Genomic DNA, 15,632 nt, shown 5'->3' on the forward strand with positions numbered 1-15,632 from the left:
GGGGCGGCGCATGCGGCATGGCAAGTATCCCCTGATCATCACGTTCCTGGTGCCGCCCCTGATCCTGTACGGCGTCTTCGTGCTCTCGCCGTACCTTCAGGCGTTCCAGATCTCCACCACCGACTGGCTCGGCTACTCCACCGACGCCAACTCGGTGGGGTTGGACAACTTCGTCCAGCTGTTCAAGGACGACTACGTCTGGAACGCGATCAAGAACAACGCGATCCTGCTCGCCCTCGTACCGGTGCTGACGATCGCGCTCGGCCTGTTCTTCGCGACGATGCTCAACATGGGCGGGCGCGGGGGACGGGCCGGCGTGGTCGGCGTACGCGGCACCGCGGCCTACCGCCTCGTGTACTTCTTCCCCCAGGTGCTCTCGGTCGTCATCATCGCGGTGATCTGGCAGCAGGTGTACCACCCCAACGCCGGCATCCTGAACGCCGCGCTCGAGCCGTTCGGCATCGACGGGCCGAGCTGGCTGGGCGACCCGCGCTTCGCGTTCTGGTGCGTGTTGGCCGTGATGGTGTGGGCCAACGTCGGCTTCTACGTCGTCCTGTTCGGCGCGGCGATGCAGGCCATCCCGAGGGACATCTACGAGGCGGTGCTCCTCGACGGCGCCTCCCGCGCGGTCATGCTCCGCCGGATCACGATCCCGCTGCTGTGGGACACCGTGCAGGTCGCCTGGATCTACCTGGCGATCGCCGCCCTCGACGGCTTCATCCTCGTGCAGCTGATGACCAACGGCGGCCCCAACTTCTCCTCCGACGTGATCGGCCTGCGCATGTACAACACCGCCTTCGGCAGCGACACCAAGTTCGGGTACGCCTCGGCGATCGGCGTCGTGATGTTCTTCCTCACCCTCTCGGTGGCGGTGCTGGCGCTGCGCACGTCGCGGCGGGACCGGATCGAGTACTCATGACGGCCCTGGCTGATAAGGCGGTCGAGGCTCAGGCCGCCGCTCGCGCCGACAAGCCGTTGCGCCGCGAGTGGGGCGTGGCAAACGTCTTCTCGCACGGCTTCCTGCTGCTGTGGGCGCTGCTCACCACGCTGCCGCTGCTGTGGGTGGTGCTGAGCTCGTTCAAGGACGACAACGAGATCCTGACCGACCCGTGGGGCCTGCCCGGCGCGCTGCGCTTCGAAAACTGGCACCGCGCGTGGACCGAGGCGCACATCGGCCGCTACTTCCTCAACAGCATCATCGTCGTCTCCGGCTCGCTCACGCTCACGATGCTCTTCGGCGCCACCGCCGCGTACGTCTTCGCCCGCTACGACTTCCGCTTCAAGCAGGTCTTCTACTACCTGTTCGTGGGCGGCATGATGTTTCCCGTCTTCCTGGCGCTGGTGCCGCTCTTCTTCGTGGTGCGCAACGCCGGCCTCTTCGGCACCTGGCGGGGCCTCATCCTGGTGTACGCGGCCTACTCGCTGCCGTTCACCGTGTTCTTCCTGACCGCGTTCTTCCGCACGCTCCCGCAGGCGGTGGCCGAGGCCGCGCTCATCGACGGCTGCGGCCCGTTCCGGCTCTTCTTCCGCGTCATGCTGCCGATGGCGCGGCCCGGCCTGATCAGCGTGGGCATCTTCAACTTCCTCGGCCAGTGGAACCAGTTCATCCTGCCCCAGGTCCTCATGCAGGGCGACGACTCGAGGTGGGTGCTGGCGCAGGGGTTGTCGGCGCTCGCGGTGAGCCAGGGCTACCAGGGCGACTTCAGCGGCCTCTTCGCCGGCCTGACGATCGCGATGCTGCCGGTGCTGGGCGTCTACGTCCTCTTCCAACGCCAGATCCAGTCCGGCCTGACCGCCGGCCAGCTCAAGTAGTCTGGCCGGGATGGGAGTGACGGCACGTAAGGCGACCCCGGCGGACGCGCCCGTCATGGCCGAGCTGCGCTGGCGCTGGCCGACCGAGGAGCACGGCTACACGGGCACCGACCACGCGGCCTACGTCGAGTCGTTCGCCGCCTGGGTCGTCGACCACATGGCCACGCACATCCCGTTCGTCGCCGAGGTGGACGGCGCCGTCGTGGGCATGGCCTGGCTGATGCTCGCCGACCGCGTGCCGGGCCCCACCCGCCGCCACCGCCGCACGGGCGACGTCCAGGCCGTGTACGTGGCGCCGGAGCAGCGCGACAGCGGCGTGGGGGCGGTGCTGCTGGAGGCCCTGCTGGCCGAGGCCCGCGAGCTCGGCCTCGAACACGTCACCGTCCACTCCAGCGAGCGCGCCGTCCCCTTCTACGAACGCCGCGGCTTCACCCACGACCGCCAGTGGCTCTGGTGGCAGCCCACCTCACCCTGACCGCCGCGCTCAACCCGACCCCTTCGACGACTGGAACACCAGTGCTGTAAAACCGACCGGACAACAGCACTGGTGTTCCAGTCGTGCGTGACCCTTGGCCGGCGCAGCCGGCGGGGTGAGGGCGACCAACAGCGGACGGGGGAGGCCGCGGGAGCAACGGCACGGACCACGACGGACATCGCGGTAGCTCGATGGATTTGTCTACGGGAGCAGTCGCGTGTGGAGGGCGGCCGCTTCGACCGGGGTGAGCAGGGGGCGGGCGGAGAGCCAGGCCGCCGCCGCGGCGCCGTCGGAGGCGTGGGGGCGGGGGGCTTCGGGCCAGCGGGCGGTCAGCTCGCGCTCGACCGCCGGGGCCAGCGGTGTGTCGCCGGTCAGGAGGCCGCCGGCCAGCACGATCGGGCTCGTGTCGCCGGGCTCGCGGATGCGGGCGACGCTCTCGGTCAGCAGGCGGGCGGCCTCGGCCAGCAGCGCGGTCGCGGTGGGGTCGCCCTCCGCGTGGGCGGCGATGACCAGCGGGGCCAGCTTGGCCAGCTCCACCGGCGGGCGCCGGGTCACCCGCTGTACCAGCAGGTCGACCCGGTCCCGCGCGGAGAGCGTGCCCAGGTCCGCGCGGGCGGCGGTGGGTGTGTCCTCGGGCGGGCCGAGGAGCCGCGCCACCACGGCGCGGGAGAGGCGGCCCGGCGGGCGGCCGGCGTCCATGGCGGTCAGGGTCGCGCGGACGGCCTCGCGGCCCAGCCAGAAGCCGGAGCCGGCGTCGCCCAGCAGCCAGCCGTGACCGTCCGAGACACGGTCGAGGGCGAAGCCGCGGATGGTGCAGGCGATGGCGCCGGTGCCGGAGATGAGCACCGTGCCGTCCGGGCTCGCCGTGCCGGACGCGTACGCCACCAGCGCGTCGCCGATGATCTCGAAGGGGCACTGGAGGCCGGCGTCGACCCAGGCGCGGTCGAACGCGGCGCGGCTCGCCGGGTCGGCCAGCAGGCGGGCCACGCCGGCGAGGCCGATCGTGCCGGCGCGTACCCGCGCGGGGTCGACGGCGGCGAGTGCTTCGGCGAGCGCTTTCGCCAGCTCGGCCGCGGCCGCCTCGGCGCCGTGCGAGGTGGGGTTGCCGCCGCCCGCGGCGCCGGTGCCGACCCGGTCGCCGGCGAGGGAGGCGACCAGGGCACGGGTGGATGTGCCGCCGATGTCCAGCCCGATCACGAGTGCGTCCGACACCCGCTCATCGTGGTGCCGGAGCCGCGCTGATAGCGCTCCCAGACGGTAACAGTTTGAAAACTTCGCCCAACACCTTGACAAGGTAGCCCTGTTAGTAAGAACTTTTACCACTATCAGTTAACACTCCTTTCGAATGAAGATCCATAAGGAGGGCGGCGCAGGATGGACACCCCGGTGGCTGTGGACGGCGTGCTGCTGGCCGTTCGCGGCAAGCTGCCGGAGTTCACCGGCGCGCTCAAGCGGGTCGCCGAGCAGGTGCTGACCGACCCGGCCGGGGCGTCGCGGGCCACGATCGTCGAGCTGGCCGAGCGGAGTGGCACCTCGCCGGCGACGGTCACCCGGTTCTGCCGGGCGCTCGGCTTCGAGGGTTACGCCGAGCTGCGTCTCGGCATCGCCGCGGAGACCGGGCGGGCCCGCGCGGCCGGCTGGACCGTCGACATCGGCCGGGAGATCGAGCCGGGCGACCCCCTGGAGAAGGTGCTTCAGCAGATCATGGCGGCCGACACGCGGGCCATGCACGACACCGCCGGGCTGCTCGACCTGGGCGAGGTGGAGCGCGCCGCCGACGCGATCGCGGGGGCCAGCCGGGTCAACATCTTCGGGGCCAGCGGCAGCGCCCTGGTCGGCGAGGAGATGCAGTTCAGCCTGCACCGCATCGGTGTGGCCGCGTGGGCCTGGACCGACGTGCACAACGGCCTCGCCAGCGCCGCCCTGCTGCGCCCCGGCGACGTGGCGCTCGGCGTCTCCCACAGTGGACAGACGCGGGAGACCATCGAGATGCTCGCCGAGGCGGGCAGCCACGGCGCCACCACGGTCGCGCTGACCAGCTTCCCGCGTTCGCCGCTGGCCGAGCTCTCCGACATCGTGCTGCTCACGGCCACCCAGGCGACGACGTTCCGGCCCGACGCCCTCTCCGCCCGGCATCCCCAGCTGGTCGTGCTCGACCTGCTGTACATCGCCGTCGCGCAGCGCACACACGATCGTGCCCACGCCGCGTTCCAGCGGACGGCCCAGGCCGTCGACGGCCACAAGGCGGGCAAGGAGGCGGCCAGATGAGCGCCAGCCGCCTGGGGCGCCCAGCGAGCTTTGCGAGCGCATTCAGCACAGTCCCACCCAACACCCAACGAGGAGACGCATCATGTCCGTAACCCCCGACGGAACGTCGGATCTGACCCGCCGCAGACTGCTGGGCCGGGCTGCGGCCGCCGGTCTGCTCGCGACCCCGGCCGCCGGTCTGCTCAGCGGATGCCTGGGCAGCGGCGATGACGAGCCGGACAACCAGGCTGAGGGCGAGAAGAGCGCCACCAACCCGCTCGGCGTCGACGCCAAGGCTCCGCTGGAGCTCTACATCTTCAACGGCGGCCTGGGCACCAAGTACGCCACCGACGTGCACGTGCCGTCGTACAAGAAGTCGTTCCCCGAGGCCGACGTGAAGTTCAACCAGGCCGAGGAGATGGCGACCGTGCTCCAGCCGCGGTTCACCAGCGAGGACCCGCCGGACATGGTCAACAACGCCGGTTCCAAGCTGATGGACCAGGGCGCGCTGGTGCAGGCGGGCCAGGTGCAGGATCTGACCGACCTGTTCAACGCGCCGTCGCTGGACATCGCCGGCAAGACGGTCAAGGACACGCTGGTGCCGGGCACGATCGAGCAGGGCTCGTTCAACGGCAAGCCCTACGTGCTCAACTACGCCTTCACCGTCTTCGGCCTCTGGTACTCCGACAAGCTCTTCCAGGCCAACGGCTGGACCGCGCCGAAGACCTGGGACGAGTTCACCGCGCTGCTGGACAAGGCCAAGGCCGCCGGCAAGACGGGGTACGCGTACGCGGGCGCGAACGCCGCCTACTACCAGTACCTGGTGATCCTCACGACCGCCGCCAAGATCGGTGGCGCGGACGTCCTCAAGAACATCGACAACCTCGAGGACGGCGCCTGGACTGCCGAGCCGGTCAAGCAGGCCGCACAGATGTGGGGCGAGATCGGCAGCAAGTACATGCTCAAGGCGCACCTCGGCCTGCGCCACACCGAGGTCCAGCTCCAGCAGAACCAGGATCAGGTGGTCTTCTACCCCTCCGGCTCCTGGCTGGAGAACGAGCAGGCCAAGGACACCCCGGCCGGCTTCAACTACGCGGTGATCCCGGTGCCGAGCGCCAGCTCGTCGGACAAGCTGCCGCAGACCGCGATCTACGCGGCGGCCGGCGAGATGTACTTCGTCGCGTCCAAGGGCAAGAACCCGCGCGGCGGCATGGAGTACCTGCGCCACATGCTCTCCAAGGAGGGCGCGAAGGGCTTCACGCAGCTGACCAAGGTGCTGACGGTCGTGCAGGGCGCCACCGAGGGCCTCACCATCTCGCCCGGCCTCACCAGCAGCGAGGCGATGCTCAAGGCGGCGGGCAGCGACTACTTCGCCTACCGCTGGGACACCTGGTACAAGAAGATGGACGACGAGTGCCGGGCGGCCACCAACGAGCTGATGTTCAACGGCGGTGACGCCAACAAGTTCGTGACCCGCATGCAGAAGGTCGCGGACGCGGTGAAGAAGGACCCCTCCATCGAGAAGTTCACGCGGTAGTCGTCATGCGGCATGGCAGGTACCCGTTCATCGTCGGCTTTCTGATCGCGCCGGTCACGATCTACGTGACCTTCGTGATCGCGCCGTATCTCCAGGCCTTCTACCTGGCGATGACCAACTGGCGCGGTGTCTCGGCTAACCCGAAGTTCATCGGGCTGGACAACTTCAGGCGGCTGCTCGAAGACGACACCTTCTGGAAGGCCGTACGGCATCACGGCGTGTTGCTGCTTGTCCTGCCGCTGGCGTCCATCGCGATCGCCCTCGTCTTCGCGTTCCTGCTGAACGTGGGTGGAGGGTCGAAGGCTGGCGTGATGACGGGGGTCTGGGGGTCGAAGTTCTACCGGATCGTGTTCTTCTTCCCCCAGGTCCTCGCCGTCGTCATCGTCGCCGTGATCTTCCAGCGGGTGTACGCCCCGGACGAGAGCGGCCTGCTCAACGGCTTCCTCGGGCTCGTCGGGGTAGACCCGGTGCCGTTCATGGCGGACAAGAACATCGCGCTCTTCGCGATCATCGCGGTGCTCGTGTGGCAGGCGGTCGGCTTCTACGTGGTCCTCTTCTCCGCCGGCATGGCGTCGGTGCCGAAGGACATCTACGAGGCGGCGGTGCTCGACGGCGCCGGGCGGGGCAGCATGTTCTTCAAGGTCACGCTGCCCCTGCTGTGGGACACACTCCAGGTCGCCTGGGTGTACCTGGGCATCGCGGCGTTCGACGCGTTCGCGATCGTGCAGGTGCTCTCGATCGACCGGGGCGGTCCGGATGGCGCCACGACAGTGCTCGGCATGGAGATCTACCGCAACGCCTTCGACTACTCGCAGTTCGGCTACGCCTCGGCGATGGGCGTGGCGCTGTTCTTCCTGACCATCACGTTCGCCGCGTTGACCCTGCGGGTCAGCCGGCGCGAGACGATCGAGCTCTAGGGGGTATCGACAGTGGCACGCATCGACACCCCGGCGCCCGCGCGGCGGGACCCCGCCCCGCCGCGGCGGCACGCCAGCCCGGCGGGGGAGCGCCGCCGCGAGGTCGGCCTGCTCAACAGCCTCGCGCACGTCGGGCTCGCGGTCTGGGCGATCATCATCCTCGCCCCGCTGCTCTGGATGTTCCTCGCCTCGTTCAAGACCAACACCGAGATGTACCTGGGCAACCCGTTCAGCCTGCCGAAGGAGATCGACTTCGACAGCTACGTGCGGGCGTGGAACAAGGCGCACGTCGGCCGCTACTTCCTCAACAGCGTCTTCGTGGTCACGCTGAGCACGGCGGGCACGATGCTCTTCGGCTCGATGGCGGCGTACGTGCTGGCCCGGTACAAGTTCATCGGCAACCGGGTCATCTACTACCTGTTCGTCTCCGGCCTGGCTTTCCCGGTGTTCCTCGCGCTGGTCCCGCTCTTCCTCATCGTCAACAACATGGGCCTGCGCAACACGTTCACCGGCCTGATCCTGGTCTACATCGCGTACTCGCTGCCGTTCACCGTGTTCTTCCTGGCCGCGTTCTTCAAGACGCTGCCCAACTCGGTGGCCGAGGCGGCGGTGATGGACGGCGCGTCGCACACGCGCCTGTTCTTCCAGGTGATGATGCCGATGGCGCGGCCGGCGCTGGTGAGCATCACGATCTTCAACATCATCGGCCAGTGGAACCAGTACCTGCTGCCGGTGGCGCTCATGCAGGGCGAGGGCGCGCAACAGAAGTGGGTGCTCACCCAGGGCATCGCGAACATCTCGGTGCAGGCCGGCTACGAGGCCGACTGGGCGGCCCTTTTCGCGGCCGTCACCCTCTCCATCCTCCCCATGATCGTCATGTACTCCATCTTCCAGCGCCAGATCCAGTCCGGCCTCACCGCCGGCGCGGTCAAGTAGCGGCAACGGCTGTCGCGGGCGTCTCCGGACGCCCGCGGCCGCCGCACCGGCGCGAGACCCGGTGGTGCGATGCGCAGCTCGACAGCTCTCCCGACCGACCGGAGCGGTGCCCGCGGAGCATACGGTCTACAACTGACACGAACGCGGGAAAAGGTCTCTAGAGACCTCTCGGAGTCGGAGTGGCTTCGACCCCTTATTTAGACAGAGATTTGAGCTACCGCGATGTGCGTCGTGGTCCAGGCCGCTGCTCCCGCGGCCTCACCCGTCCGCCGCTGGTCGCGCCGGTGGTCGACGTTTGTCCACAATGTCTGTTCCCGGATCGGCGATCCGGGAAAGTAGCGGGGTTTCGTCGCCGCGGGTAACCGCTGCGGTGGTGTGAGCGGCGCGAGATTCGAGATCTAGGAGAGTTAGGGCGCTATTTCAACCCTCAGTCTCCTAGATCTCGAAGTCTCGCCCCTTTGGCTGGTGACGGTGCGTCAGGATGGCGGAGGTAGGTCCGTGAAGGCCGCCTTTGGGGCTTGTCTCGCGGACCTGGCAGTGGACGGCCGGGGATCTCGGCGAGCGCTGCGAGCCGCCGGCCGGGAGCGGTCCCCGCGGGAGCATACGGTCCGCAGCTGACGCGGACGTGGGCAAAATATGTCTTCAACCCAGGACAGGCACCCTGACTCCGGATGTCTCTAGTACATCTGTCGGACCGGTCGTGCAGAATGCGCAGGTGGAGGTTGACGGGCGGCGGGTGTGGGGGTCGACGGCGGCCGCCTATCCGCCGCTGCTGCGTGCCGGGGTGCGGGTCGAGCGCTGCCACGACGTCGAGCTGACCGAGGCGCTGCTGCTCGGCTACGACGGGCGGTGGGGTGAGCCGCGTTCGCTCGCGGCGGCCGATGCCCGGCTCACCGGCGCGCCGGTGCCGCCCGATCCGCCGCCGCGCGCGGCCGCGCCGCCCGGCGATGCCCAGGCCTCGCTCTTCGACGACGCGCCGCCGCCCGCGGACGATCCGGCCGTCCTCGCCCGGGTCTACGCCGACCAGGCGGCCCGGGTCGCCCGCACCGAGCATCCCGGCCGCTTTCGACTGCTGGTGGCGGCCGAGTCGGCCGGGGCGCTGATCGCCGCCGAGATGGGGGCCGCCGGGTTGCCGTGGCGGGCCGACATCCACGACCAGCTGCTGCTGGAGCTGCTGGGTGAGCCGTCGCCGGTGGGCGGCCCGCCCCGCCGCCTGGCCGAGCTCTCCGCGAAGATCGCGGCCGCCTTCGGCGTGCGGCAGCTGCATCCCGAGTCGCCGCAGGAGCTGCTGCGCGCGTTCGCGCGGGCCGGCGTCCAGCTGCCCAATACGCGCGCCTGGTCGCTGCGCGGCGTCGATCATCCGGCGGTGCCGCTGGTGCTGGAGCACAAGGAGCTCTACCGCATCTGGACCGCGCACGGCTGGGCCTGGCGCGACGCGTGGGTCCACGATGGACGGTTCCGCGCGGAGTATGTGCCGGCCGGCGTGGTCTCCGGCCGCTGGGCCACGCGGGGTGGGGGAGCGCTACAGATTCCCAAGGTCGTCCGCCGGGCGGTCGTCGCCGACCCCGGGTGGAAGCTCGTGGTGGCCGACGCCGGCCAGCTCGAGCCCCGCGTGCTCGCCGCGGTCTCCGGCGACGACCGGCTGGCCGCCGCGGCCGCCTCGGGCGACCTCTACGCCGCGCTGGCCGCCGACGCCTTCGGCGGCGACCGGGCTCGCGCGAAGGTGGCCCTGCTCGGCGCGATGTACGGCCAGACCGGCGGCGCCGCCGTCCCCGCCCTGGCCACGCTCAAGCGCAACTACCCGACCGCGTTCGAGTACGTGGAGGCGGCCGCCCGCACCGGCGAGGGCGGCGGGCTGGTCCGCTCGTGGCTGGGGCGCACCTGCCCGCCCCGTTCGGTGCCGGTCGGCGGGGAGGAGTATGGGCCCGTCGACGGGTCCCGCGCGCGTGCCCGCGGTCGCTTCACCCGCAACTTCGTCATCCAGGCCACGGCCGCCGAGTGGGCGCTCACGCTGCTCGCCACGCTCCGCGGCGACCTCGCCGGCACCGGCGCCGACCTCGTCTTCTTCCAGCACGACGAAGTGCTCGTGCACGCGCCACAGGAGCGGGCCGCCGAGGTCAGCGAGGCCGTGCGCGCCGCCGCCACCCGCGCGGGCCAGCTGCTTTTCGGAGGCACGGCGGTCCGCTTCCCCCTCGACGTGTCCGTCGTTGATTGTTACGCCGACGCCAAATGAGCCGCTCGGGTCTTTCCCACAGGAGGTTGAGCGCTCACACTTGACGCGGCACACCTGGGGGGGTGTTCGCGATGACGACCGCGGGGATGGTCATCGCCGCCGGCGGGGGGCGCCGGATCGGCGGGCCAGAGGCACTACTGCAACACGACGGCACACCGCTCGTCGACCGGGCGATCGAGACAGTGCGCGACGCCGGCTGCGAGCCGGTCGTCGTCATCCTCGGCGCGGCCGCCGACGAGGTACAGGCCGCGGCCGAGCTCAAGGGCGCGAGCGTGGTGATCGACAAGACGTGGGGCCGCGGCATCGGCAGCTCACTGCGCGCCGGGCTCAAGGCCCTGACCGACACCGAGGCCGACGCGGTCGTGGTGGTCCCGGTCGACATGCCGGGCGTGACAGCACACGCGGTGCGCCGCGTGGCCGCACTCCCGTACTCCGACGTGCTGGTCTGCGCCACCTACGAGGGCCGCCGCAGCTTCCCGATGCTCTTCGGCCGCAAGCACTGGCCCGGCATCTCGACGGTCGCGCACGCCGACGCCGGTGCCCGGCCCTACCTGCTGGCCCACAAGCACGAGGTGCTCGACGTGGCCTGCGACCGCATCGCCGACGGCGCGCGGCTGGAAAGCCCGGAGGCGGTGGCCGCTTTCAAGCTGACGATCCCCGCGCAGCGAGTGCGCACCTGAGCATAGGCTGTCGATCATCCGGGTCCGCTGATCGTCATGGGGTCATGAAGTTCATCCTGCTGCTCTGGGAGCCCGACACCGACTGGCAGTCGGTGTCCAAGGAGCGCCTGGACGCCGCCCTGGCCGCACACGGCGCGTTCATCCGCTACCTGGACGGGCGCGGCATCCCGTGGACCGGCGGCGCGCTGGCCGCCCAGGACACGGCGACGACCCTGCGCCCGGGCGACGACGGGCCGGTGCTGACGGATGGGCCGTTCATCGAGCTCAAGGAGGGCATCGGCGGCTACTACGTCATCGACGTTGCCGACCACGCGGAGGCGGTCGAGGTCGCGAAGCACTGCCCGATCGGCTCGGCCACCGAGATCCGCCCGATCTGGGGCTGACCGCCCGCCGAGCGGCCCTGGAGAGGTCCCCGGGCCGCTCTAGAGACTTTTCGGAGTCGTTGTGGCTTTCGGCGCCCCCTATTTAGACAGATTTGAGCTACCGCGATGTCCGTCGTGGTCCGGACCGCTGCTCCCGCGGCCTCACCCGTCCGCCGTTGGTCGCGCCGGTGGTCGACGTTTGTCCACAATGTCTGTTCCCGGATCGGCGATCCGGGAGAGTAGCGGGGGTTTCGTCGCCGCGGGTAACCGCTGCGGTGGTGTGAGCGGCGCGAGATTCGAGATCTAGGAGAGTTAGGGCGCTATTTCAACCCTAAGTCTCCTAGATCTCGAAGTCTCGCCCCTTTGGCTGGTTACGCTGCGTCAGGATGGCGGGCCTCGAAGCATCACGACGGGCGGCGACCCCGACCCCGAAAGGTCTCTAGGCGGTCGGCTGTCAGAGGGTCACGGCCGCGTCCTCGGCGAGGGTGAACAGTCCGGCGTCGAAGGTGACCGTGGCCAGCTTGGTGCCCTTGGGCACGTCGAAGTAGACGAATGCGCGTACCTTGTTGCCCGGGTTGATCTCGTCCAGGAACCCGGCGCCGTCCTTGTTTCCGTAGATGTTGGCCTCGCCGTCGGCCGAGAACTCGCGACCGGTCGTGTCCTTCGCCGTGACGGTGCCGTCGGCGTGGAAGTAGTGCGCCTTCTTGGTCACGTTCTTGGCGCTGACGTCGACACGGCAGAAGGTCCCCTGGGCCTTCTTGTTGAGGAACTCGCTGCCGACCTGGGCGATTCCGCACTTCGCGCTGTGCACGACGAACTCGAAGTCGCCGCCGCGGACGGTCTGACCGACCCGGTACGTCTTCGGCTTTTCCTCGGCGGTCTCCGCTTTCTCCTCGGCCTGCGCGGCGGGCGCGTCTTTCGGCTCCTCGGCCTGCTGCCCGCTGGTGCTCGTGGTGGTCGTGCTGGGGTCGCCGGCGACCGCGGCGGCGACGGCGCCGCCGATGCAAAGGACGGCGAAGACGGCCACGACGATGCCGATGGTGAGGCCGACGTTGGACTTCTTCTTCGGCGGTGGCATGACCGGGCCGGCGTGGTACGGCGGCTGCGGCTGACCCGGGCTGACCGGCGGGCTGGGGTATGTCACGGTGCTCTCCAATGCGGGGTCCGCGGGAGAAGACGGCGGCCGGCTGGACCCTGCTGAGCGTGCCGACCGCCGCGTTTTGAAGGGGGATCGGCCGGTCACGGTAGTGATCCCGTCGCAGGGTGTGCTGTCAGATCAAGGTCATGGTTCGCCGAACGGGTCCGCGTAGTCGGCGGTTTCGATCTCCGCGGCGAGGCGGGCTGTCCGTTCGGACATTTCGGCAGTGCACCGCGCGCCGGCGGTCGTCAGGGGCGGTGGGTGAGGTAGGCGGCGCCGCGTGGGGAGATGCGGTAGCCGACCTCCAGGCTCTCCGTCAGGCCGAGTGCCTTCAGCTTGCGCACGTCCGCCTTGAACGACGGCACGTCTCGGCCCAGCGCGGCCGCGAGGTCGGCCGCGCGTACCCCGGGATGGTCCGCGATCGCCCGCAGTGCGGCGGCGGTCCACGGGCCGCGGGTGCTGGCGTGGTCGAGGCGGGCGAGTCGCAGGTCGATGGCGGCCACGCCGGCGTCGTCCAGGCGGTCGTCGGCGGCCAGTGCGGCGCGCGGGTCGGGGCCGGCCACCCGGCGGAAGCGGAGCAGGTAGAGATGGCCGTCGGCGGGGCCGTGGAGATGGGCGAGCAGCGCGGCCACGCTGTCGAAGCCGGCGGCGTGTGCGTCGGCGGGGGTGAGGTCCTCCGGGCGTACCGGGTCGGCGGCGGTCACCTCCACCAGGCCGGCGCCGGTCCGATATGTCCGGCCGGCCACGACCTGGGGACGCCGCCAGCGGCGCAGCGCCGCGGTGATGGTGCCCTCCGCGATGCCGTCGCGCAGCCGCCGCTCAAACAGCATGGCCGCACCTCCGGGCGAGGTGGTCCCGGCCGACCGCGCGCAACCGCCGCTCAAACAGCATGGCCGAACCGCCTGGCGAAGTTGCCCCAGCAGACCGCGCGCAGCCAGTCGTCGCCGAGGTCGAGGCGGATCAGGCCGGTGAGCTGGTCGGCGTACTCGTAGGGGATGTTGGGGAAGTCGCTGCCGAGCAGCACCTTGCCGCCCAGCCCCAGCTCGCGCAGGCGCGGGCGCAGCGAAGGGGGAAACGGCACGAACTGGTCGAAGAACGGCGTGAACGCCATCGTGGTGTCGAGCGCCACCCGCTCGTACGACTCGGCCAGCGCCAGAAACTCCTCGTAGTCCGGCGCGCCCATGTGCGCCACGATCGCGGGGAGGCGCGGGTGGCGGGCGAGCAGGGCGGCGAAGGGCGATGGGCCGGTGTACTCGGCGGCCATCGGCGCGTGCCCGGCGTGCACGACGACCGGCACCCCCGCCTCGGCGAGCAGGCCCCACACCGGCGTCAGCGCGTCGTCGAGCGGGTCGAAGCCACCCACCTGGAGGTGCACCTTGAAGACGCGCGCGCCCGCGTCGAGCGCGGCGGTCACGTACTCCGTCACGCCATCCTCGGGATAGAACGTCGCCGACGGGAGGCAGCCGGGCGTGGCGCGGGCGAACGCCAGCGTCCAGTCGTTGAGGTCGGCGGCCATGCCGGGGCGGTGCGCGTAGGCCAGCGCGGTGAACGCCCGTACGCCGAGCTTCTCCAGGTGGGCGACCCGCTCCGCGTCGGACCACCGGTAGCGGATCGGCCACTCCACGCCCACCAGCGGGCCGGCCTCGTCGAAGTGCGCCCACACACGGCGGAGCATGCGCGGCGGCAGGAAGTGCACGTGCACGTCGGCCAGGCCGGGCAGGCCGAGACCACCCCAGAACCCCGGGACCGCGTTGTCACCCGAGACTGTCACACCTCGATATTGAACCGGCGGAGCACCGAAGGCGCCAGCAGCCCCCACGCGGACAGCAGCGAGACCACCATGAACGCGCCGCGGAACAGATAGACCTCCACCGCTCCGCCCGCGCGTACCGCGAGGCCGCCGGGCAGGCCGAACATCCGCCACATGCGCCGCCCGGTGGGGATGGGCCACAGGATGGGTACGCCGGCGCGGGTGATCAGGTCACCCAACAGGTGGACGAGGCAGCCCACGCCGACCGCGAGGCCCAGCATCGGGTATCCCCGGTCGCCGGGCAGGCGCAGCGCGGTGCCCCACGCGGCCGCGGCGGAGATGAGCGTGATGAGCAGCCAGCCGGCGCGCTTGGCCCACTCGTCGAAGAGGCCGCGGAGGGCGAGGCCGATCATGAGGAAGAGGATGGCGACGACCGCCCACTTGCCGTACGCGGTGCACAGCGCCGTCGTGCCCCAGCCCACCACCACCGTGAACGGAAGCGTGTGGGTGAGCGTGCGGTGGCCGTTTTCCCGCTCGGGGTCGTCGCTCAGCTTGGTGACGTGGTAGACGGCGAGCGACAGCTTTTCGATCACCTCGGCCAGGAAGAGCGACGCCACGCCGAACGTGCGCGCGACCGTCGCACCGCCCTTGTTGCGGGTGACTTTGCCGGAGAGGTCGAGGTCGGGAAAGAGCGCGCCGCCGGCACAGACCGCGGTGCCGACGGCGATGGCGAGGGGCGACTGCTCGTATCCGGCGAAGCGGTCAAGCGCCCACGAACCACCCAGCCACACAGCCGCGCCGGACAACGCGTGAGACGGCCCCATCATGCGCGGGACTGTCGCAGAGCGACAGTCCACATTCAACGACCGCCACGGTGGTACTCGCCACCGTGGCGGTCGGGTGGTGCGGTCACCACTCGTCGCGGTAGCCCCGGCCACACGGGCCGCGCCCGCGGTACTCCGCCTCGACGCGCCAGTCGCGGCCGCGCGGGCCGCGCCACTCGCCGGGGTGGCGGTAGCCGCCGTGGCGGTGCCAGGCCGCGTGCCGGGCCAGCCCGAAGAAGATGAACACCATGGGGATGATCGGCCAGAAGAACGCCACCCCGGAGAGCACCCACAAACCCACCAGGATCGCGCTGAACACCATCGCCCCGCCGACGTGCCGCCGCAGCATGCCGCGCGCGAACGCCCTCGCCTCCGGTGTGTCGGCCAGCGCCCGCCGGCCGCCGTCGGGCAGGTCGGTGGTGAGCCCGCGCAGCTCGTCCCGGTACGTCGCCGCGTACGCCCTGGCCAGCCGCTCCTCGCCTTCGGACAGGTCCAGCCGCCCCTCGGTCATCGCGGCCCGGAGAATCGTCGCCATCTGTTCCCGTTCGGCGTCCGAGGCTCGCACACGCCCGGCGCCGGTATCCGCTGCTGTCATGTCATCGAGGGTCGCCGAACGGCGAGCCGGGCGCGTCGGGCCGGCGGAGGCATCGTCCGGCCGCCGGTGGGAGCAGGGGTGGCGGGCGGGTACCACCGGGGGAGTAGTGGAGGGGGAGGTGTGCCG

At 70.6% G+C, this 15,632-nt stretch carries 16 protein-coding genes; 10 read left to right on the forward strand and 6 right to left on the reverse strand.

The window, feature by feature from the left end:
* Window positions 1–10: 10 nt before the first annotated feature.
* The 3 genes from AC5L36_RS34165 to AC5L36_RS34175 are packed head-to-tail and all read left to right on the forward strand — an operon-like array spanning window position 11 to window position 2,287.
* The gene (locus AC5L36_RS34165; RefSeq protein ID WP_441222740.1) at window positions 11–919 is read left to right on the forward strand and encodes a carbohydrate ABC transporter permease; all 909 of its coding nucleotides are present in this window, start codon (window positions 11–13) and stop codon (window positions 917–919) included.
* Window positions 916–1,812 (forward strand): carbohydrate ABC transporter permease, encoded by an 897-nt coding sequence (locus AC5L36_RS34170; RefSeq protein ID WP_441222741.1) that lies wholly within the window; start codon window positions 916–918, stop codon window positions 1,810–1,812. The genes AC5L36_RS34165 and AC5L36_RS34170 overlap by 4 nt, the downstream gene beginning before the upstream one ends.
* A 10-nt stretch (window positions 1,813–1,822) precedes the next feature.
* Window positions 1,823–2,287, forward strand: a complete 465-nt coding sequence (locus AC5L36_RS34175) for a GNAT family N-acetyltransferase (protein WP_441222742.1) — start codon at window positions 1,823–1,825, stop codon at window positions 2,285–2,287.
* 201 nt (window positions 2,288–2,488) lie between these two features.
* On the opposite strand, the gene AC5L36_RS34180 is transcribed toward AC5L36_RS34175, so the two are convergent.
* A complete protein-coding gene (locus AC5L36_RS34180; RefSeq protein WP_441222743.1) occupies window positions 2,489–3,499 on the reverse strand; it encodes an N-acetylglucosamine kinase in 1,011 nt (336 codons plus the stop codon).
* A 162-nt stretch (window positions 3,500–3,661) separates the two neighbouring features.
* Between AC5L36_RS34180 and AC5L36_RS34185 the strand changes: the two genes are divergently transcribed.
* From AC5L36_RS34185 to AC5L36_RS34215, 7 genes are all read left to right on the forward strand, one after another.
* Window positions 3,662–4,555: a MurR/RpiR family transcriptional regulator gene (locus AC5L36_RS34185; RefSeq protein ID WP_441222744.1), complete on the forward strand. Its 894-nt coding sequence runs from the start codon at window positions 3,662–3,664 to the stop codon at window positions 4,553–4,555.
* An 82-nt stretch (window positions 4,556–4,637) separates the two neighbouring features.
* Window positions 4,638–6,071, forward strand: coding sequence for an N-acetylglucosamine/diacetylchitobiose ABC transporter substrate-binding protein (gene ngcE, locus AC5L36_RS34190; RefSeq protein WP_441222745.1), 1,434 nt, complete (start codon window positions 4,638–4,640; stop codon window positions 6,069–6,071).
* Window positions 6,072–6,076: 5 nt separating this feature from the next.
* Window positions 6,077–6,988 (forward strand): carbohydrate ABC transporter permease, encoded by a 912-nt coding sequence (locus tag AC5L36_RS34195; protein WP_441222746.1) that lies wholly within the window; start codon window positions 6,077–6,079, stop codon window positions 6,986–6,988.
* Window positions 6,989–7,000: 12 nt separating this feature from the next.
* Window positions 7,001–7,924 (forward strand): carbohydrate ABC transporter permease, encoded by a 924-nt coding sequence (locus AC5L36_RS34200; RefSeq protein ID WP_441222748.1) that lies wholly within the window; start codon window positions 7,001–7,003, stop codon window positions 7,922–7,924.
* Between the two features lie 601 nt (window positions 7,925–8,525).
* On the forward strand, window positions 8,526–10,157 hold the full coding sequence (locus AC5L36_RS34205; RefSeq protein ID WP_441222824.1) for a bifunctional 3'-5' exonuclease/DNA polymerase: 1,632 nt from the start codon (window positions 8,526–8,528) through the stop codon (window positions 10,155–10,157).
* A gap of 86 nt (window positions 10,158–10,243) precedes the next feature.
* Window positions 10,244–10,837, forward strand: coding sequence for a nucleotidyltransferase family protein (locus tag AC5L36_RS34210; RefSeq protein ID WP_441222825.1), 594 nt, complete (start codon window positions 10,244–10,246; stop codon window positions 10,835–10,837).
* Window positions 10,838–10,881: 44 nt separating this feature from the next.
* Window positions 10,882–11,220: a YciI family protein gene (locus tag AC5L36_RS34215; RefSeq protein ID WP_441222749.1), complete on the forward strand. Its 339-nt coding sequence runs from the start codon at window positions 10,882–10,884 to the stop codon at window positions 11,218–11,220.
* A 433-nt stretch (window positions 11,221–11,653) separates the two neighbouring features.
* On the opposite strand, the gene AC5L36_RS34220 is transcribed toward AC5L36_RS34215, so the two are convergent.
* The 5 genes from AC5L36_RS34220 to AC5L36_RS34240 form a co-directional block, all read right to left on the reverse strand.
* Window positions 11,654–12,343 carry a DUF4352 domain-containing protein gene (locus AC5L36_RS34220; protein ID WP_441222751.1) on the reverse strand — a complete coding sequence of 230 codons (690 nt, stop codon included), beginning with the start codon at window positions 12,341–12,343 and terminating at the stop codon, window positions 11,654–11,656.
* A 242-nt stretch (window positions 12,344–12,585) separates the two neighbouring features.
* On the reverse strand, window positions 12,586–13,167 hold the full coding sequence (locus AC5L36_RS34225) for a hypothetical protein (RefSeq protein ID WP_441222752.1): 582 nt from the start codon (window positions 13,165–13,167) through the stop codon (window positions 12,586–12,588).
* A 50-nt stretch (window positions 13,168–13,217) separates the two neighbouring features.
* Window positions 13,218–14,108 carry an amidohydrolase family protein gene (locus AC5L36_RS34230; RefSeq protein WP_441222753.1) on the reverse strand — a complete coding sequence of 297 codons (891 nt, stop codon included), beginning with the start codon at window positions 14,106–14,108 and terminating at the stop codon, window positions 13,218–13,220.
* Window positions 14,105–14,914 (reverse strand): metal-dependent hydrolase, encoded by an 810-nt coding sequence (locus AC5L36_RS34235; protein ID WP_441222754.1) that lies wholly within the window; start codon window positions 14,912–14,914, stop codon window positions 14,105–14,107. Before AC5L36_RS34235 ends, AC5L36_RS34230 begins: the two co-directional genes overlap by 4 nt.
* A gap of 82 nt (window positions 14,915–14,996) precedes the next feature.
* A complete protein-coding gene (locus AC5L36_RS34240; protein WP_441222755.1) occupies window positions 14,997–15,446 on the reverse strand; it encodes a DUF1707 domain-containing protein in 450 nt (149 codons plus the stop codon).
* Window positions 15,447–15,632: the final 186 nt, after the last annotated feature.

The organism is Phytohabitans sp. LZ39 (assembly GCF_059359075.1).